Genomic DNA, 18275 nt, shown 5'->3' with positions numbered 1-18275 from the left:
GCTGAATGATCGACCATTCGTGCTCGGTGAGATCGTAACGTCGGCGCATGGCTGTCCTCCCCGTCGGCAGGACCAGTGAATCACCGCCTGAACGCGAAGGGAAGCAGGTTTATGGGTCCACGGCCTACTTCGAGCCTTGAGGTGATTGACGGAAGGGGTGGGACGGAACAGGTTTCAGCGGCGAAGCATGGCGCGGTGCCAAAGTGGACGGCGGAGATGTGCGTGAACGACCAGTCTGAATTGAAGTCGTATTCTTTGGCCGCTTCTTTCAAAGAGTGCCTGTATCAAGCGCGGCGGGCGAAGGGCTGGTCGCAAAGTGAACTGGCCCGACAGATGTGGGGGTCGGTTGAGGACAGCCGGGGATATACCGTGGCCAAGAACCGCGACCGGATTTCGGCCTATGAACGCGGCAGGGCGACGCCCGAGCGGGAAACGCTCGACCTGCTGGTCAAAGTGTTCGACGTGACAATCGAAGAACTGGCGCCGGACTTGGTTCTGCGCCGGGCTGAGAGCACGGGCGAAGCGTCGGGCGTTCACATGACGCTCGTTGACGGAAGCATGAGCGTGGCACGGCTAGAGGTAAATGTAACTGTGTCGCTTGAAACTGCGTCCAAAGTGATTGCATTGCTAGGGTCGGAAATGTCGGGGAAGGTTTCCGGATAGAATGATCGGACTTTGCCAGATCAAGAGGTATTGTGTCTGGTGGAAAAAACACAGATGGGGCCACGGTCCAAGTAGTTCCGGGCGTGCGGCTGAGCGGGTGCGGAGCGGGCTCCTCGCCGCTGCGGATGCGCGACAATGTGGGCACTCCCGCCACTGCGGACCTGGACATGCGTTTGGTTGGCCACGGACTTGCGTTCGTCTGGACCTTCGAATGCGGCAACAATTCGTAGGTCTTGACCACAAATCCTGATTGGAATCGGCCGCAAAAAGCGCGTGATTTCAACGTAGGTGTACAAAGCTGTGCGGCATTGCCGCACAGGTTTTTGAATAACCTTCAAAAGGCCGGTTGATAACAATTTTCAAATCAACTACTTACACCGGCGGAGACGTGGCCGAGTGGTCGAAGGCGCTCCCCTGCTAAGGGAGTAGACGGGAAACTGTCTCGAGGGTTCGAATCCCTTCGTCTCCGCCACCCACCCCTGTCTCTGTCAGCGCAGTCGATCTTTCCCTGTTTTCCCCCGATTTTCCGCGGGGTTGGCGAGGGCTATCCGCGAGAGAGACGACCACCCATCCCTGTATCAACCCGATTTCCCGGCGCCGTCTCCGGGGGCAGCATCGCGCGCTTCGGTTGGGCCCGGATTTCCCTGCTAACAGGGAATTTGCAGGGAATTTTCCCGGAATCCGGCCTCTGACCCTGATTTCCGTCGAGAATCCGCGTGCGTTATCAGCAACTTGCAGTCGAATTCCCTGCGCGAATTAACAGGGAACATTTTCGCGATTATCAGGGAAGTTTTCCGCAGGAACAGGGGACCCCGCGCGCAGATCAGGGATGTCGCGGATCTTGCGCGAACCCGTACACCCTGGCCTGCGCGTCCCAGTCCAGCGGAACTGGTTTGCGGATGATCCGTTCGAGCGTCAGGTCGGCTGGCTGGCGCCCCTCGAGGATGGCGGACTGGATTGCGGGCGCGAGGAAGGCCAGTTGCGCCCGGGTGCGGATGTAGGATTCGGAATGCCGTGTTGCGGCGGCAATCTCGCCGAGGGGCTTGCCTCCGCTCAGATCGGCCACCCAGGCATGGGCCTGCGAGATGGCGCGCAGCAGGGTGCGATCAGGCTGCGGCGCGCGGTCCCCGACGATGATCTTGCCTTCCACGCCCCGACGGCGCAGAGCGAAGGGCGCCTCGATCGAGAGGGCTGACAGATCGATCGCGTTCGGATGGAGATCGAGTGCTTTGGCGAGCGTCTTGGCATGGAGCGAGAGAACCATGCGGTGCTTCTCGATGCACCCGTCGGCCAGGATTGCGGCGAGCAGATCGGTTGTGCCGTCACAGAGCCGATCGGCCAGGTGGCGCACCCTGTCCCTGACGGCGTTGCCTTGCTGCAGGTCAGCCCCGGCGCAGATCCGGTGCTCGCGGGCGAGAGCGACGAGGTGCCGACTGATTACGTCCGTCACGGCCTGCTCCAGCGCCTGAGCCGAGAGCCGCCAACCCTGAGGATCAGTTCCGCCCGTGATCAACCGGTTCGAGACATAATAACGGATCTGCCGGCCATGACGCCGTGTATGCGTCGGGGTCAGCCGATCACCGATGTCATCGCGCAGCTTGCCCATCAGCGGAGCAACGCGGGTCGTGCCGGGACGGTCTGCTGGACCCTTACGGCGCCGCGGTCGTGCACCGGCAGCCGCCAGCTTTTCCTGGATCCGCTGCCAAACCGCTTCATCGAGAATGGGTTCATGCTGCCCATCCCAGATCTGCGTCTTATGACGGATCTTTCCGATGTAGAACGGGTTCCGCAGCAGTGCATAGATCTGGCCGCGAGAGAATAGATTGCCGCCCTGGACCCGCCCGGATTTGAAGCGGTGCTGCTTCGAGCGTAGCCCGATTTCATTTGCCCGGCGCATGACAGCGTTCAGGCAGCAGCGTTCATCATAGAGGGTGAAGATCGTCCGTACTGTTTCCGCTTCTTCGGCGTTGACGACGAGGCCGCGGGTTTTGGGATCTGGATGCGGATCGTACCCGAGCGGTGGTACCCCACCCATCCAGAGCCCCTTCTTCTTGGAGGCGGCGATCTTGTCCCGGATCCGTTCGGCCGTGACCTCCCGCTCGAACTGGGCGAAGGATAAGAGCACGTTGAGCGTCAACCGCCCCATCGACGAGGCCGTGTTGAAGGCTTGGGTGACTGAGACGAAGGAACAACCGGCGGCATCGAAGCGCTCGACCAGCTTGGCAAAGTCGGCAAGCGAGCGGGTCAGGCGGTCGATCTTGTAGACCACCACCATCTGCACGTGCCCCGCGTCGATGTCGGCGACAAGACGCTGCAAGGCGGGCCGGTCAAGTGTTCCGCCTGATATGCCACCATCGTCGTACCGGGCCTTGCCCGCAACCCAGCCCTCGTGCCGCTGGCTGGCGATATAGGCGGCACAGGCCACTGCTTGCGCGTCGAGCGAGTTGAAGTCCTGGTCGAGTCCCTCATCAGAGGACTTGCGGGTGTAAATCGCGCAGCGGATCCGGGATTTGGTCATGTTCAGGTCGTCCGCTTCAGCCCGAAGAAGCGCGGCCCGGACCACCGGGCCCCGGTGATGGCCCGGGCGATCGGCGACAGCGACGCATAACGCTGACCATTCCAGACGAAGCCACCGTCGATGACATCGACCACATGGGTCACGCCATTCCATTCCCGGATCAGGCGCCCTCCTGGCTTCAGGGCGGGGCTGGTGGTGCCCCGGTCGTCGCGGACCGCTTTCTGCAGCTTGCCGACGAAGCCCTTTGGCAACCCGCCAGATTCCCGGGCCTGCATCTCGAAGGCCAGGTACCGGCGCAGGAACGGGCTGCTGAGGCGTTTCGGGACGGGTGTGCCGAAGACCACGTCCCATGCCGCGATCAGCGCCGCCCGGTCCATAGTCTCGATCTCGGCCAGGCAGAGCTTCATGTCGCGCTCTCCGGACCGCTGGTGATGCGGTAGACGGCGCCGCTGCTGGTTTTGGCAGGATCCGCGCGGTCAATGGTGTATCCGGCCTTCCTGAGACCGCTCATCGCCGCCCGGACGGAATGCGGCTGCCAGCCGGTGGCGGATTGCAGGGCGTCGAGATCGGCGCCGGCCTTGCGGCTCAACAGTTTGCGCAAGATTGCGGTCTTGGTCTCGCGCGGGGGTGTCGATGTGGATTTGGACATGTTGGCTCCTCGGTTTTCCGGGCCAGAAGAAGGCTGGCCCTGGTACCGAGATGCGCCCGGGGTCCGACCGGGCTTGGAACCAGTGACGCTCGTGTCGCGCGCGAAGTCCAGTCCAGAGGGGCGCCAATTGCGCAATTTGGAGTCTTTTGGAATTGGCACGCCCATGCGCTCCAGTCTGTCCAAGACATCCTGCCGTTTGTTCTTCTTATCTTCTTCTTTTGCCGCCACGGCCGGGCCGATACGCGGCAATGCCGTCTGTCTTCAGAGCTGCGTAGAGGTTGGCCTCCGCTTCTTCCGGTGACATTTTCCCGATCGGCTCAGGCAGGTGGCGGTGGTCGAGCCAGTCGACGCATTCGAGGGCGACATATATGACGGCTTCGAGGTTGCGCCACTGCCCGCGGTGGTGATTACACGACCGGCTCGGGAGGCCCGGGGATTTCTACGTCAAGCCGCACCCGATACCTCGGGACGCGCGCGGTCGGTCGATGACTGGCTGCCGTCCTCCTGAGCGGTATCGTCCCCCATTCCGCGCGCCGCGGCGAAGCGCCGCATCTCGGCCCCCGTCGGCGTGGCGCCGGTGAAGGTTTTCACATAATCGGGGATGCGCGCCATCCGGGTCTCGGTGGTCTCGATCACCTGCATCGAGATATAGCCGATCTGGACGAGGTAGACGGTCCGCGCCCGCACGTCGGCCTCGGTCGCTTCGTAGCCGAAGCGCAGGAACATCGCTCGGATCGCGTCCAGCCGCGCTGCGTCCGCCGGGTTCACCCGGGCCGCCACCTTCTCAGACTGGTGCGCCCACCCGCGCACCGCAAGGTCGAAGCGGGCCCCGAACGGCCCGTCGTCCAGGAAGACGCCGATCAGGTTGAGCACGGCTTCCTGGATCGTCTCGGCATAGCTTTGCGTCGCGGCGATCAGGCTGCGGGTGTTGTCCTCGTCCCAGATCTCCAGCAGGGCCTCCAGCAGGGCTGCTCGGTCCTTGAAGAACCAGTAGAAGCTGGTGCGCGCAATCCCCAGCCGGCTTGCCAACGGCTGAATTTTCACCGCCTCCACTCCGCTTTCGATGAAGGCCTCCCTGGCCGCTTCGAGCCACAGCTCGCGCGAGCCGCGCCAGCCACTGGTCTTTTCGGGTCTCGGGGTTGCGCCTTCGTCGTGCATGGCGCGACCCTACCCGGTTGACCGGCGGCAGGCAAGGAAATGATCACTCATGAACTGCAGCTTGACATAAATGAACATTTTGGAAATCTTGGCGAAGCTACAGGGAGTCCCGCAATGTCCGATGATCCGCTTCTGCAGCCTTACCGGCTCAAACACCTGACGCTTCGCAACCGTATCATGACGACGAGCCACGAACCCGCCTATCCTGAGGACGGCATGCCGAAAGAGCGCTACGCGGCCTATCACGCGGAGCGCGCGAAGGCAGGGGTGGCGCTGACGATGACGGCGGGCTCGGCCGCGGTTTCGAAGGACAGCCCGCCGGTGTTCAACAACGTGCTGGCCTACAGGGATGAGGTCGTTCCGTGGATCAGGAATCTTACCGATGCCTGCCACGATCACGGCTGCGCCGTGATGATCCAGCTGACACATCTCGGTCGCCGAACCGGTTGGGCCAAGGGCGACTGGCTCCCGTCGGTCTCGTCATCGAAGCACCGCGAACCGGCGCACAAGTCCTTCCCGAAGCTGGCCGAGGACTGGGACATCGCCCGGATCATCACCGATTTTGCCGACGCGACCGAGCGGATGAAGGCGGGCGGCATGGACGGGGTGGAGCTGCAGGTCTACGGTCACCTGCTCGACCAGTTCTGGTCGCCGCTGACCAACGACCTCGATGGCCCCTACGGCGGGCAGAACCTCGACAGTCGCATGAAGCTGCTGCTCGACGTGCTGCGGGGGATCCGTAAGCGGGTGGGCGACGAGTTCATCGTCGGCCTGCGCTATACCGCAGACGAGGCCGAGGCGGGCGGTATCACACCCGAGGAGGGGCTGGAAATCTCGAAACGGCTGGCAGCGACCGGCATGGTGGATTTCCTCAATGTGATCCGGGGCCGCATCCACACCGATCCCGCGATGACCGACGTGATCCCGGTACAGGGGATGCCGAACGCGCCGCATCTGGACTTCGCCGGGGCTGTGAAGGCGGCGACAGGCATGCCCACCTTCCACGCGGCCAAGATCCCGGATGTCGCCACCGCGCGTCACGCGATTCAGGCCGGGCTTCTGGATATGGTGGGGATGACCCGCGCCCACATGGCCGACCCGCATATCGTGAAGAAGATCATGGAGGGGCGCGAAGACGACATTCGCCCCTGCGTCGGCGCCACCTTCTGCCTCGATCGCATCTACGCGGCCGGCGAGGCGCTGTGCATCCACAACCCGGCGACCGGGCGCGAATTGACCATGCCGCATACCATCGCACCCGCGACCGAGCGCAAGAAGGTCGTCGTCGTCGGCGCCGGCCCCGCCGGGCTCGAGGCTGCGCGGGTCGCGGCGGAACGCGGCCATGACGTGATGGTGTTCGAGGCCCAGCCGGACCCCGGCGGCCAGGTGCGGCTGACCGCGCTGAACCCCCGCCGGCGAGAGATGATCTCGATTATCGCCTGGCGCATGTCCCAATGCGCCGCCCGCGACGTCGAGTTCCGCTTCAACACCTGGGCCGAGGCCGATGACGTGACAGCGCTTGCCCCCGATGTGGTGATCGTGGCGACCGGCGGTCTGCCGAACCTTGAGTTGTTCGAGCGCGGCAAGGAGGCGGCAAACGTGGTTTCGGCCTGGGATCTGATCTCGGGCGATGTGAAGCCGGGGCACGAGGTGCTGATCTACGACGAGGCGGGCGATCATCCCGGTCTGATGGCGGCCGAGATTGCTGCGAATGCGGGCGCGAAGGTCGAAGTGATGACCCCCGACCGCACCTTCGCCCCCGATATCATGGCGATGAACCTCGTGCCCTACATGCGGGCCTTGCAGGACAAGGATGTGACCTTCACCGTCACCCGTCGCCTTAAGGACGTGGCAAAGGATGGCAACCGCCTGAAAGCCACGATCGGGACGGATTACAGCGATTTCACGGAGGAAAAGACCTACGACCGGGTGGTGGTGAACTACGGCACCATGCCGATGGACGAACTCTACTTCGAGCTGAAGCCGCTGTCGTCGAACCTCGGCGAGGTCGACTACGACGCGCTGATCGCCGGCCGACCGCAGGATGTGGTGACGAATTCTGAGGGTGGTTTCAAGCTGTTCCGCATTGGCGACGCCGTCAGCGCGCGCAACACTCATGCCGCGATCTACGATGCGCTTCGGTTGATGAAGGACGTCTGAGATGCGCAGCGCGAAATTCCGACCGGGCAAGGTGGACCGTTCGCCCACCGGCACGGAGCTGTCGGCGCGGATGGCGGTGCTTTGCGCGCGCGGCAAGAGGCAGGGGGACGCCCCGCAACCCTTCCCGAAATCTCGGGCCGCGGCTGGATCACCCGCATGCAGCAACACATGCTCGACCCCGGGGCCCGCGGCCCGGGGGCTGTCCGCTAAACGATACTTGGGGCGCACGCTGATAACCCCGAATCAGGGCCTCGCCGGACCGGAGGGACGGACTTGACCTTCAAGCATGTCTTCGCACCACTCACGCTGCGTAACAGGATTCTGAAGAACCGGATTGTCTTCGGCGCCCATACCGCCAACATGGCTGAGGCCGGGCTGCCCGGCGATCAGCATCTTGGCTATTACCTCGAACGCGCGCGGGGCGGGGCTGGCATGATCGTAGTCGAGCCGATGCCGGTTCACCCCACGGCGGTGCTGACGCGGGGCAATTTCCTGCCCGGCACCGACCGCGTGATCCCCGGCTTCAGGCGCATTACGGAAGCCTGCAAGGCTGAGGGTGCTGTGATGATCCAGCAGCTTTACCACGTCGGTGCGCATGGCGACTGGGATAATTCCTGGCGCGCACCCTGGTCGCCCTCGGGCGGACCCAGCTATCACGACAACGACGGCAGCCACGCGATGAGCGAAGCCGAGATCGAGGAGACGATCCAGTCCTTCGTCGACGCGGCGCTCCGCTGCAAAAAGGCCGGGTTTGACGGGGTCGAGGTCTGGGCCGCCTATCATTCCATGCTCGACCAGTTCTGGACGGACTTCTCGAACCAGCGCGAGGACCGGTGGGGCGGGTCGCTGGAGAACCGCACCCGGTTCTCGCGCGAGGTGCTGAGGCGGACGCGCGCGGCCTGCGGTGAGGATTTCATTCTCGGCTTCGCGATCTCGGACGACCCCCACACCGGCGTCTTCCCGACCCGCGACGAGATGGTCGGGATCATCAAGCTGCACGACGACGAGGGGCTGATCGACTACGTCACCGTCGGCACCGGCAGCTATGCCGATTTCCAGAAGATCATTCCCAGCTTCCAGTTCGCCGAGAATCTCGGCGCGGATCTCGCCGAACGGCTGAAACAGGCGGGGCTGCGTGCGAAGGTGACGGCCGAGGCGAACATCCGCACCCCCGAGAACGCCGACGCGCTGATCGGCGCGGGGCGGGCCGACATGGTGTCGATCGTGCGTGGCCAGATCGCAGACCCCCACTTGGCGACCAAGGCGCAGGAAGGACGGGCCGAGGACATCCGTGGCTGCCTGTGCTGCAACCAGCAATGCTGGGGCCGGCGCAGCCGGGATTACTACATTTCCTGCCTTATCAACCCTTCGGCGGGGCACGAATACCTGTGGGGCGGGGACCGCTTCACCCCGGCGGAGGCGCCGAAATCGGTGCTGGTCGTGGGGGGCGGGCCGGCGGGACTCGAGGCCGCGCGGGTCGCCGCCGCGCGTGGCCACCGGGTGACGCTGGCAGAGGCCGGGCCCGAACTGGGCGGGCAGTTCCGGCTGGCGGGGCTGCAGCCGCGGCGGGCTCAGATCACCGACCTGATTGCATGGTATGGACGGCAGCTGGAGAAGCTGGGCGTGGACGTGAGGCTCAACAGCTACCTCGAAGCGGCGGAGATTCTTGCCGCAGGGGTCGATGCGGTGGTGCTGGCTACTGGATCCCAGCCCGCTATGACGGGGTTCCAGAAGGCACTGCCGCGCATGGCGCAGATGCCCGGCATCGCCACCGGCCACGTCTGGTCGGCCGAGGATGTGATGGGTCGCGCGGCGCGGCTGGGCAAGCGGGTGCTGGTGCTGGACGAAGGTGGCCACTGGCGCGGGGTCGGCACTGCGTGGCACCTGGCCGAGGCCGGTCACGAGGTGACGATAGTCACGCCAGACGTGATGATCGGGCGGGATCTTCAGCGCAGCGCAACCGACCTCCCTGCCCGTCAGACGCTGGCGCGGTTGGGGGTGCGCTTCATTACCGAAAGCGCGATCACCGGGTGGAGCCCGCAGGGCGCGCGCTGCGTCTCGCTGCTGACTGGCGAGGAAAGCACGATCGCAGCAGACGGTCTGGTGCTCGCCACGAGCAATCGGGCGGACACAACGCTGGCTGAAGAATTGCGCGCCCGCAGCCTTGCCCCCGTTCTGATCGGCGACGGTAGCGCGCCGCGCCTTGCCTCGGCGGCGATCTACGACGGGCGTGTCGCCGGGCTTTCACTCTGACCCCGCCGGGAGACGGATTCGTCGCCCACGGGGGCGCGGCCTATTCGGTCGTGATCCTGCGCAAGTCGAAGAAGGGCCGCAACCCGGAACTCGTCCGCCCCTACCGCCAGCGGACCTGCGAACTGGGCAGCAGCCCGCGGTGGGCGCGGGACATGGGGTCGGATTTAGACCCGAAGGAACACGGCCTGAAACCGGTCCATTGCCGCGACGTGGCCTGCCTGGTCCATATCTGACCTGCTGCCGAGGCATCCGAATGCGCCTGAGGCCGCACTACCTCACACCGCATGACCTTGAAGACTCGAAGATCGCCTTCGAGAGCATGATCGTCGAGCTTCGCAATTGGAAGCCGGTGTGGGAGAATGACTGCAAATACTACCACTGCTCGGACAGCCACAAGCGATCCGTGCCGCAATATTCTGAGCGGTAGAGCAGCGGTCTCGGTGCAGCCATGTGGATTGAGCAGACGGACCTTGGCGCAGCCGATATCGGGCGCCACACTACGCCTTGATTGATCGTTTTTTCCATCGGTCTCGTGATCAGTGATCGCGCATATCTTGGCGAAGCCGCCACAGCCGAGGCGCTATGGTGACGCCTCGCAGCAGCACATGGCGTGCTGCAAAGTGCGGTCAGGACGAGGCGACCAGCCAGTCGTAGACCAGCCGCGCGCGCCCCGAGGCATGGCGGTGCAGTTTGATGTAGAAGTCCTCGGGCAACTCGACCCGGTCGGCCAGCAGCGGCACCAGCACGCCGCTGTCCAGGTAGGCGTGCGTCAACCCGACCCAGCCGAGTACCGCTCCCATGTCGTCCTGGGCCGCCTGCAGCGCTATGAGGTAGTTGTTGACTTGGTGGCTGTTGCGCAACGGGCCGGTGTGGCCAAGCGCCCTGAACCAGTCGGGCCAGTCCGTCCAGCCCGTCACTGCGCTGTCGAAATGGATCAGCGGCAGTTTCGTGAGGTCCTCGACCCCGGCCACGGGATGGGCATGCGCGAACGAGGGGCTGGCAAGCGCCATGATCCGGTCGTGAAAGAGGATCGCACAGGTACCGCTTTCGCGCGCCATGTTGCCATAATGGATGCTCAGGTCACACTCGGCCGGATGCTTGCCCGTGTCGCTGACGATCTGCGCGACTGAGATGTCGCCATGTGCCTTCCAGAACTGCGCCAGCTTCGGCGTCAGCCACAGAGAGCTGACCGCCGTCGTCACACCTATCGTCACCGAGGCCCGCGTCGGGCGTGATTTCAACTGGTCCACCGCGTCACTCATCGTCTCGAATCCGCGCTGCAGCGCGACCAGCAGGTAGGCGCCGGTCTCTGTCAGTTCGACGCCGCGGTGATGGCGCAGGAACAGCGGTGTTTGCAGTTCGGCCTCCAGGGCCCGGACCTGGTGGCTAATTGCCGCCGGGGTCACATTCAACTCGCGCGCGGCGGCCTTGAAACCTTCGTTCCGGGCGGCAGCCTCGAAACTGACAAGGGCGCGCATCGGCGGCAGGTCGTAGGGGCGTTTGGGCAAGGTGGCCTCGCTTTCCATTTCTTCGGATAGCCCACCGAGGACACCCGGAGAGGAGATGCGGCCCGGTGATGGCTTAATTCAACTAAGTCAGGATGAAAATTACTGTGATTGCAAGTTCGCCCTTCGCGGGCCGAATCTGGGGCAGAACCAGGGGTCCCGCAGACGGGCAATGCAAGGGAGGTCCCAATGCAGCACGATACCCAGATCGCGGCCACCGCCGCCCGTGGCCGCCGCCGTGGCCGGGGCACTATCGCCCGCAGCGCCGAGCCGGGCCAGAACCTGCACCTGCGCGTGCCCTACATCAGCCGCAAAGTCCCCACCTATGATCTGGTCGGCGAAGAGGCGCTGGAGCGGATAGAGGCCACCGCCAACCGCATCCTCGCCGAGATCGGGATCGTGGTGCGCGATGATGCAGAAGCCGTGCACCTGTACCGCGAGGCCGGGGCGAAGGTGATCGACCAGACGGCCGAATCCTGGCGCCTGACCTTCGCACCGGGCCTTGTGCAGGAGATCCTGAAGACCGCTCCCGCCCGCTTCACCCAGTACGCCCGCAACCCGGCGAACAACGTCGAGATTGGCGGAGACGCGGTGGTTTTCGCACCGGCCTACGGCTCGCCCTTCGTGATGGACCTCGACCGGGGCCGACGTTACGGCACGATCGAGGACTTCAAGAACTTCGTGAAGTTGGCGCAAAGCTCGCCCTGGCTGCACCATTCGGGCGGCACGATCTGCGAGCCGACCGATGTGCCGGTGAACAAGCGCCACCTCGACATGGTCTACGCCCACATGCGCTATTCCGACCGGGCTTTCCTCGGATCGATCACCGCGCCGGAACGTGCCGCCGACAGTGTCGAGATGTGCCGCCTCCTGTTCGGCGCGGACTTCGTCGACACTCATTGCGTCGTGATGGGGAACTTCAACACCACCTCGCCGCTGGTGCTGGACGGTGTAACGACTGCCGGCATCCGCACCTACGCCGCCGCGGGACAGGGCTCGATCCACCTGCCCTTTCTCCTGGGCGGCGCGGTCTCGCCGCTGACGATGGCGGGGGCGGTGGCGCAATGCCTGGCCGAATCGATGGTGTCCTGTGCGCTGACTCAGCTGGTGCGTCCCGGCGCGCCCGCGATTCTCGGGTCGTTCCTGTCGTCGATGTCGCTGCGCTCGGGCTCGCCCACCTTCGGCACGCCCGAACCCGCGTTGGGCAGCCTCGTCATGGGGCAACTGGCCCGGCGGCTGAACTTGCCGCTGCGCTGCGCCGGCAATTTCAGCACCTCGAAGCGGCCCGATGGGCAGGCGATGCAGCAGGCGATGATGTCGATGATGTCAGCCGTCCAATGTGGTGCGCACTACATCCTGCACACGGCTGGGTTCCTCGATGGTCTGCTGTCGATGTCCTACGAGAAATTTGTGATGGATTGCGACATGGCCGGCGCGCTGCATGCTTACCTCGCCGGGATGGAAGTGGACGAGGAAACGCTGGCCTTCGAGGCGCTGGCCCAGAACGGGCCGGGTGAACATCTGTTCGGCACCGACCACACCTTGCGCCATTACGAGATGGCTTATTGGGACAGCGGCCTGAATGACGACCGCACCTTCGAGACATGGGACGAACAGGGGGCCGAAGATTATGCGACCCGCGCCAACGCACGTTGGAAATCCCTGCTGGACAGTTACGAAGCGCCGGCGATCGATGAGGGTATCGACGAGGCCCTGAGGGACTTTGTCGAACGCAGGAAGTCGGAGGAGCCCGACGCCTGGTATTGATACGGGAGACCGCTGACTGAAAGCCGGGCACTCTACTCAGCTGAGAGTATTTTCGTGTACCCGGACGATGTCGTCATGTTTCATGCTGTCGGCCTGGATCGTCCTCGGGTGCGCTGCCGACCTGGGCGAGTTTCCCGGAAACACCCATTTTTGACATATCGGGATGTCAGTTTGGGCAGGGCGGCCGGTTCCATGGAAGAAGTTCGTCGATCCGGTTCGTCGGATGCCCCACTGTCAGACACTGCAGGGCATCGGTCATCCAGGCCTGTGGCTCTGCGTCATTCGGCTTGGCTGTGGTAATCAGGGTGCTGATCGTGGCCCACCATTCTGCACCACGTTCGGACCTGGCGAAGAGATGATACTTCCGGCCAAGTGTGATCGGTCGGATAGCAGGTTCGATTGTATTGGTGTCGAGGCCGATCCGGCCATCGTCGGGGAACCGGCAGAGCGCAGCCCAGCGTGCGAGCGTATAGCGGATCGCCTCGGCGAGGCCGCTGCGTTGCGGCAAACGCGGAAGTTGCGGCTCGAACCAGGGCTTCAGGTCATTGATGATCGGGAGTGAGTGCAATCGCCTTGCCGCCCGGCATTCAACATCGGGCCGGCCACGGATCTCGGCTTCGACCGCGTAGAGGACGGCAATCCGGCGCAGGGCTTCGTGCGCGACCGGCGACCCGGCTGCCTTGCACCTCATGGAACTTCCGCCGGATATGCGCCCAGCAGGCCGCACGAGTGATGTCTCCACGCGCGGCAAGCGGCTTGAACCCGACATAACCATCCACGTGCAGGATACCCTGGAACCGGTCGAGATGTGCGGACGGCCTATCGGCCCTCCGGTCGGGCTGAACAGATCGACGACCGCCGGTGGATCATTCCGGCGCCACGGTCGATCATCACATGTTGATCAGGACATGGGTCAGCCGGGCCCGGCGCGCCAACCCCTTCGCGATCGGCCGCTCGGGGGCCGGCGCCTGATATCTGGTTCCACGCTGCCGGCAACCATATTTCGGGCGACCGAGGCGCACGATCTTCAGTTGTGCCCGAGCACAATCAGGCATCTCACTGATCCTCTCGCCGACCAGGCGCAGCGGACCCCCGCAGCGCGGGCAGATACCCGTCCCGACACTGACCACGCGATCCTCGCGTGGCAGGTGATCCTGCAGGCTGAGACGCTCGCTGGTCCGATCTGACTGCAGAGACCAAGGACGATTGTCTTTACGCCCGGTCTCGGCCTCCACATCTCCGTCGTCACAGACCTGGCCGTGAAGTGAAGCTCGGCCCCGCCATCAAGCCGGTAAGTGTGCATTCCCGGTATGTTTGCCGCCAGTTCTCTGTTCTGGCCAAAACCTCCCTGTCAGCCGCGAAAGAATTCGCTGCTTTTAGGGAAATTTCGGCGAGGCCGGATTGCCACAAACTGCCCGCACAGCCAGCATAATTTTCACTTCATTATCGATCTTCTCGCCTTAATCCCCATGGTGCCTCCGGGAGTTCTGAGCCCCGCTTTGCATCTGGTTCCGGTCCCGGTGGCCCGGTTCGGCAGCAAATCCTGCCCAGGTTTCAACTGGTCTTGAGACGCGAGCCGTTTGCCAAGGCCGCATCGCAACCGTTGAAATGTTTCCGGCGCAAAGGGGCGCGTGCATACATGGCGGTATCGTCATCTGCGCGGCGACTGACATTGTTTCGTGCCGGTCGGGCGATAGGATGATAGACTACAAACATGATGTTGAAGGATGTAGCCGAGGCCGGTAGAGGCCGCTGGTCGCTGCCGGCGCAGTTTCTGTTCGCCGGCGGATTTGTCATGACTACGGCTATGTTAGCGGTCGGCTCCTGGGTGTCGATGCGGATCGAACAGGGTGTTGTTCAGAGCTCGGCCACCGCAGCCGCAGGCTACGTCGAGAACTTCATTGCCCCGCTCGGAGACCAGCTTGCCGGCACGGGCACTCTGGAAGAGCCGGTGCAGCGCAAGCTTGAAGAAGTATTCACGCTGCCGGCTCTTGCCGAGCAGGTCGTGTCATACAAGCTATGGCACCCGGATGGATTAATCGTGATGGCGTCGGACAGCGCCATTGTCGGCCAACGGTTCGAGGAGGCGGACGATCTCCAGCGGGCATGGACCGGAGAGGTCGCAGCATCCTACCAAGAGTTGAACGACGATGAAGACGCCCGCGAGGCCGAGCTGGGTATTCCGCTTTTGGAGGTCTACAGCCCCGTTCACGCATTTTATTCGGGTGACGTGGTTGCCGTGGTGGAATTTTATCACAACGGCACTGTGCTGGCGGCGGACCTTGCGAATGCGAGGCGGGCAAGCTGGTTGGTTGTCGGGTCGGCCTTTCTCGCAAGCGGGCTCCTGTTATTCGGCATCGTTCAGGCCGGCGGCCGAACAATCGACCGCCAACGACGCTTGCTTGAGATGCGCCTGACCGAAACCCGGACCATGTCGGCACAGAATGACGAACTGCGCCGCCGTGCGGTCTCGGCCTCGGCGCGGGCGACGGCGCAGACGGAAAAGGCGATCCGCCAGCTTGGCGCCGATCTGCATGACGGGCCGGCCCAGAACCTGGCGCTGGCCGCGCTCCGGCTCGATGCCTTGCTGCCGGAGGCGGAAAAGGGAAGCAATGAAGCTTTTGCAGTCCGGTCGGCGCTCGATCAGGCATTGTCTGAAATTCGTGGTATTTCACGCGGGTTGGCGATTCCGGATCTTGACTCGATCGGCCTTGCCGACGCGATCGAACGGGCGGTGCAGGAGCATCGGCTGAAGGCGGGCACCGAAGTGAAGCTGGAAGGCGTGCTCCCATTCGGAACGGGTTTCGATTATGCCCGCAAGCTTTGTGCATTCCGCTTCCTGCAGGAAACCCTGTCGAACGCCGCCCGCCATGGCGGTGGTGCTGCAACGGTCCGCGTGGCGATGCAGCCACAGGCGGTGACCATTACCGTCTCGGATTCCGGCCGCGGGTTCGACCCGTCGAGCGCATTGCGCCTGCGCGACGATGGTGGGCAGGGGCTGCTCGGCCTTGTCGACCGGGCTGAAAGCCTTGGCGGCAGCCTGACGATCCAAAGCGCGCCTGGCACGGGTACGACCATTACCCTCACCTTGCCAAGAGAGGACCGAACCGCATGACCACTCGCATCATACTGGCGGATGACCACCCGATCTTCCGGAACGGGCTGGTCTACAGCATCGAGGAGACCGGCGACTTTCAGGTTGTGGGTGTCGGTGAGAGTGCAGATGACGCGGTGCGCCTCGCCGAAAAACACCGGCCCGATATTGCCCTTCTCGACCTGTCGATGCCGGGGGGCGGCATCTCGGCCGCGGCTCGCATCGCCGAGGCCGGCTATGCGACATATGTGGCCATGCTGACCGTCTCGGAGGACGATGCAGACATCACCGCGGCACTTGGCGCCGGTGCGACGGCCTATATCCTGAAGGGGATCTCGGCTGATGAGCTGCGCCGTGTTCTCGGTCGGGTCGCCAAGGGTGAGGCGCATATCACGCCGGCACTCGCGGCACAGGTTCTGGCCTTGATGCATGCGCCCAAGGCGCCCAGGCAGACTGCCCTCGAGACGCTGCGAAAACGCGAGGAAGAGGTTCTGCGGCGGGTCGCGCGGGGGCTGTCGAACCGCGAAATCGCCGACGAGCTTTCACTGCAAGAGAAAACAGTGAAGCACTACATGACGGAGATTCTCACGAAACTCCACGCGCGCAATCGCGTCGAGGCGGCAATTATTGCTCATGAGGCCTGGCGCGAGGAGTGACACTCGGCAGCCAGCCTGGCCAAGCGGGGTGGGATGGGCCGGTTGCGCACCGCCAGATTTCGAACAGGTCCGGATCTTGTCTCGATCTGCGGACAGCCCGGCATGCTGGAAACGCGGAGCCAAACAACAGGGGGTCCGCGTTTCCAAGGGGCCGGTGGGCCAAGGGGAATACGCCAATCAGGGGTGGCACTCGTGTTACTCAAAAAGTGCTCGGGTCGTCTCCACTGGAGCTACCTGGTGCATCGGGGTATTTGCAGCCGGAGCCAGAGCTTGACGAGTGCCGATCAGCGATGGGGGAAAACTGCCACATTGTCCCTGTGGATATAATGGTACATCGGCCTAGCAACTTTAGGCCTTTGGTCCGATCCCGCATCAGACTTTAGTCTGATGCCCCGCAGATGCACACCGGGAGAACACGGCCTGCTACCCGGAAAAGATCGTCAAACCGCCATGTTCGATGGGAAGTCCTACAGGGTCCGCGCCAAAGCAATAGACGGGGCGAGTTGGCTCACGAGGCGATCCAGGGCCGTCACAGGCTGCTCGGCGACGAACACAACGTCATTGGGGCGGAGTTCGAATTTCGTTGCCAGCACGAGATTGGCGGCGTTCAAAGCGTTGAGGTGCCAAGCCGTGACGCCGGAACCGCTGTTCGAAGCACGCAGAACGTAGAGCTCGGAGATGTTGCCGGTGCGGTTTGGAACGCCTTCGCTTTGAGAAAAGAGAGCGTCGGCGAGCGATGCCGTGCGTTCGAAGGGCAGGGTGAACCTGCTCTGCACGCCAACCTCGCCGGCAATGTAGACGTAGTCGCGCTCGACCGAGTCCAGTTCGACACGAGTGAGGTAGTTCTCCCGCGCCTCTTCAAGCTCATTGCGGCGCAGGCCGATTTCGGTTTCGAGCTGCGTGAGCGCGGCCTGGCGGGCCGACTGCCGGAAATTCGCGAGCTGGATTTGCTGTGCGAAATAGCCTTGGGCTTTTTCGAGGTCGAACTCGGTATCGACATAGATCGAATCGCCGTCTTTCAGGGCAAGTGTCTGAATGGACGGATCGCTCAGATAGGCGGTCACCGGGATCTGGTAGAGCTTGCCGCCGCGGTAGAGCCGGATCGAGGCATAGTCGCGATCGGCGACGGCCAACCCGCCTGCGGCCGTGAGTGCGGTGTTGAGCGTCAGCGGCTTTAGCGTGATCGCAACGGATGTCGGGTTGCGGACGGCGCCACCGAGCGCAACCTGCTGCGAATTGAACTCGGCGATCTCGATCGAGAAGGTCGGATCAATCTGCCTGCCGACAAGGGCCTGGAAAATCTCGGCTTCGGCTTCTTCCAGTGAAAGTCCGGCCAGCCGGATCCGGCCCACATCGGGGATGGTGATCGCGCCATCGTCCTGGACCGTGTAGCCTTGGCGTTGTGTCTGAGCCGCGAGCAGGCCAGCCAGTGCCTCGACGGTATCGCCCGCGTTCGGCGTGGAGAGGAGGATGACGTCGCCTACGCCGATCTTGTAGGCGGTCGGATCTTCCGGCGGGGGAAGGAGGGTTGGCAGATTGGCTGGCCGGTCTTCCGGCAGAAAGGCAGCAGCGGGCAGCGCACCCGCGCCGACCGCACTGCCGCTGGTGCCGGTTGTCCGGGAAAAGATTGCCGGCAGAGTGCGCGGCCGATAGGGCGAGCCATTGGCTGCGGCCAGGTTCTGCGCGTTGATCTGCGCGACGGTGACGTCGCCGACGGCGGTGGTCTCGGCCGTGACCGTGGGCGAATTGTAGATCCCGCCGCAGGCTGCAAGAGAAAACAACAAAATCATCGGGACAAATGCTCGCATAGGGTTTGCCTCTGGATTTGCGTCTTGCGAAACAGGAAGTCAGT

16 protein-coding genes, 1 tRNA gene and 2 pseudogenes are annotated in these 18275 nt (G+C 63.7%); 10 read left to right on the top strand and 9 right to left on the bottom strand.

Translation table 11 applies throughout. The features are described 5' to 3' along the window. The first annotated feature begins 222 nt into the window (after positions 1–222). Together QMG28_RS15835 and QMG28_RS15830 are read left to right on the top strand one after the other, a co-directional pair. Complete coding sequence (locus QMG28_RS15835; RefSeq protein ID WP_281843288.1) at positions 223–663, top strand: helix-turn-helix domain-containing protein; 441 nt, start codon at positions 223–225, stop codon at positions 661–663. 382 nt (positions 664–1045) lie between these two features. Next, positions 1046–1135: transfer RNA gene (locus QMG28_RS15830), tRNA-Ser, on the top strand. Between the two features lie 351 nt (positions 1136–1486). Here QMG28_RS15830 and QMG28_RS15825 read toward each other — a convergent pair. The 4 genes from QMG28_RS15825 to QMG28_RS15805 form a co-directional block, all read right to left on the bottom strand. Further along, a complete protein-coding gene (locus tag QMG28_RS15825; protein ID WP_281843287.1) occupies positions 1487–3181 on the bottom strand; it encodes a recombinase family protein in 1695 nt (564 codons plus the stop codon). 2 nt (positions 3182–3183) lie between these two features. Beyond that, on the bottom strand, positions 3184–3588 hold the full coding sequence (locus QMG28_RS15820; protein WP_281843286.1) for a DUF2924 domain-containing protein: 405 nt from the start codon (positions 3586–3588) through the stop codon (positions 3184–3186). Continuing rightward, positions 3585–4058, bottom strand: a complete 474-nt coding sequence (locus QMG28_RS15815) for a DUF3489 domain-containing protein (RefSeq protein WP_281843285.1) — start codon at positions 4056–4058, stop codon at positions 3585–3587. Before QMG28_RS15815 ends, QMG28_RS15820 begins: the two co-directional genes overlap by 4 nt. Positions 4059–4274: 216 nt before the next feature. Further along, a complete protein-coding gene (locus QMG28_RS15805; RefSeq protein WP_281843284.1) occupies positions 4275–4988 on the bottom strand; it encodes a TetR/AcrR family transcriptional regulator in 714 nt (237 codons plus the stop codon). 114 nt (positions 4989–5102) lie between these two features. Here QMG28_RS15805 and QMG28_RS15800 point away from each other — a divergent pair, with 114 nt between their 5' ends. The 5 genes and pseudogenes from QMG28_RS15800 to QMG28_RS15780 all read left to right on the top strand — a co-directional run bounded on the left by QMG28_RS15800 (position 5103) and on the right by QMG28_RS15780 (position 9828). After that, positions 5103–7148, top strand: a complete 2046-nt coding sequence (locus QMG28_RS15800) for an NADH:flavin oxidoreductase (protein WP_281843283.1) — start codon at positions 5103–5105, stop codon at positions 7146–7148. Between the two features lie 19 nt (positions 7149–7167). After that, a pseudogene (locus tag QMG28_RS15795) lies at positions 7168–7381 on the top strand (proline racemase family protein); the annotation flags it as partial. 40 nt (positions 7382–7421) lie between these two features. Continuing rightward, positions 7422–9401, top strand: coding sequence for an oxidoreductase (locus QMG28_RS15790; protein WP_281843282.1), 1980 nt, complete (start codon positions 7422–7424; stop codon positions 9399–9401). A gap of 50 nt (positions 9402–9451) precedes the next feature. Next, a complete protein-coding gene (locus tag QMG28_RS15785) occupies positions 9452–9634 on the top strand; it encodes a hypothetical protein (protein WP_281843281.1) in 183 nt (60 codons plus the stop codon). A gap of 20 nt (positions 9635–9654) precedes the next feature. Continuing rightward, positions 9655–9828, top strand: a complete 174-nt coding sequence (locus QMG28_RS15780; RefSeq protein ID WP_281843280.1) for a hypothetical protein — start codon at positions 9655–9657, stop codon at positions 9826–9828. Positions 9829–10027: 199 nt separating this feature from the next. Here the strand turns inward: QMG28_RS15780 and QMG28_RS15775 are convergent, their stop codons facing one another. After that, positions 10028–10909 carry a LysR family transcriptional regulator gene (locus QMG28_RS15775; RefSeq protein ID WP_281843279.1) on the bottom strand — a complete coding sequence of 294 codons (882 nt, stop codon included), beginning with the start codon at positions 10907–10909 and terminating at the stop codon, positions 10028–10030. 186 nt (positions 10910–11095) lie between these two features. Between QMG28_RS15775 and QMG28_RS15770 the strand changes: the two genes are divergently transcribed. Beyond that, positions 11096–12673 carry a trimethylamine methyltransferase family protein gene (locus QMG28_RS15770; protein WP_281843278.1) on the top strand — a complete coding sequence of 526 codons (1578 nt, stop codon included), beginning with the start codon at positions 11096–11098 and terminating at the stop codon, positions 12671–12673. Between the two features lie 166 nt (positions 12674–12839). Here the strand turns inward: QMG28_RS15770 and QMG28_RS20980 are convergent, their stop codons facing one another. The 3 genes and pseudogenes from QMG28_RS20980 to QMG28_RS20970 form a co-directional block, all read right to left on the bottom strand. Further along, positions 12840–12974: a transposase domain-containing protein gene (locus QMG28_RS20980; RefSeq protein WP_353545364.1), complete on the bottom strand. Its 135-nt coding sequence runs from the start codon at positions 12972–12974 to the stop codon at positions 12840–12842. An 84-nt stretch (positions 12975–13058) separates the two neighbouring features. Then, positions 13059–13458: pseudogene (locus tag QMG28_RS20975) on the bottom strand (IS66 family transposase); the annotation flags it as partial. A 105-nt stretch (positions 13459–13563) separates the two neighbouring features. Then, the gene (locus QMG28_RS20970; RefSeq protein WP_353545363.1) at positions 13564–13803 is read right to left on the bottom strand and encodes an IS66 family transposase zinc-finger binding domain-containing protein; all 240 of its coding nucleotides are present in this window, start codon (positions 13801–13803) and stop codon (positions 13564–13566) included. 584 nt (positions 13804–14387) lie between these two features. Between QMG28_RS20970 and QMG28_RS15760 the strand changes: the two genes are divergently transcribed. Continuing rightward, entirely contained in the window at positions 14388–15788 is a 1401-nt protein-coding gene (locus tag QMG28_RS15760; RefSeq protein ID WP_281843276.1) for a sensor histidine kinase, read from the top strand. After that, positions 15785–16423, top strand: coding sequence for a response regulator (locus tag QMG28_RS15755; RefSeq protein WP_281843275.1), 639 nt, complete (start codon positions 15785–15787; stop codon positions 16421–16423). The genes QMG28_RS15760 and QMG28_RS15755 overlap by 4 nt, the downstream gene beginning before the upstream one ends. A gap of 467 nt (positions 16424–16890) precedes the next feature. Here QMG28_RS15755 and QMG28_RS15750 read toward each other — a convergent pair whose 3' ends face one another. After that, positions 16891–18213 (bottom strand): polysaccharide biosynthesis/export family protein, encoded by a 1323-nt coding sequence (locus QMG28_RS15750; RefSeq protein WP_281843274.1) that lies wholly within the window; start codon positions 18211–18213, stop codon positions 16891–16893. Positions 18214–18275: the final 62 nt, after the last annotated feature.

The organism is Sinisalibacter aestuarii, from assembly GCF_027923545.1.
Taxonomy (GTDB): Bacteria; Pseudomonadota; Alphaproteobacteria; order Rhodobacterales; family Rhodobacteraceae; genus Sinisalibacter; species Sinisalibacter aestuarii.
Note: the sequence above shows the minus strand (reverse complement) of the source record. Positions and strands in the feature narration are given on the sequence as shown.

Bases quoted from the DNA above. Each gene is read 5' to 3' on its own strand.
- QMG28_RS15770 (WP_281843278.1), top strand. From the start codon at position 11,096: ATGCAGCACGATACCCAGATCGCGGCCACCGCCGCCCGTGGCCGCCGC.
- QMG28_RS15780 (WP_281843280.1), top strand. From the start codon at position 9,655: ATGCGCCTGAGGCCGCACTACCTCACACCGCATGACCTTGAAGACTCG.
- QMG28_RS15800 (WP_281843283.1), top strand. From the start codon at position 5,103: ATGTCCGATGATCCGCTTCTGCAGCCTTACCGGCTCAAACACCTGACG.
- QMG28_RS15750 (WP_281843274.1), bottom strand. From the start codon at position 18,213: ATGATTTTGTTGTTTTCTCTTGCAGCCTGCGGCGGGATCTACAATTCG.
- QMG28_RS15825 (WP_281843287.1), bottom strand. From the start codon at position 3,181: ATGACCAAATCCCGGATCCGCTGCGCGATTTACACCCGCAAGTCCTCT.
- QMG28_RS15755 (WP_281843275.1), top strand. From the start codon at position 15,785: ATGACCACTCGCATCATACTGGCGGATGACCACCCGATCTTCCGGAAC.
- QMG28_RS15820 (WP_281843286.1), bottom strand. From the start codon at position 3,588: ATGAAGCTCTGCCTGGCCGAGATCGAGACTATGGACCGGGCGGCGCTG.
- QMG28_RS15805 (WP_281843284.1), bottom strand. From the start codon at position 4,988: ATGCACGACGAAGGCGCAACCCCGAGACCCGAAAAGACCAGTGGCTGG.
- QMG28_RS15760 (WP_281843276.1), top strand. From the start codon at position 14,388: ATGATGTTGAAGGATGTAGCCGAGGCCGGTAGAGGCCGCTGGTCGCTG.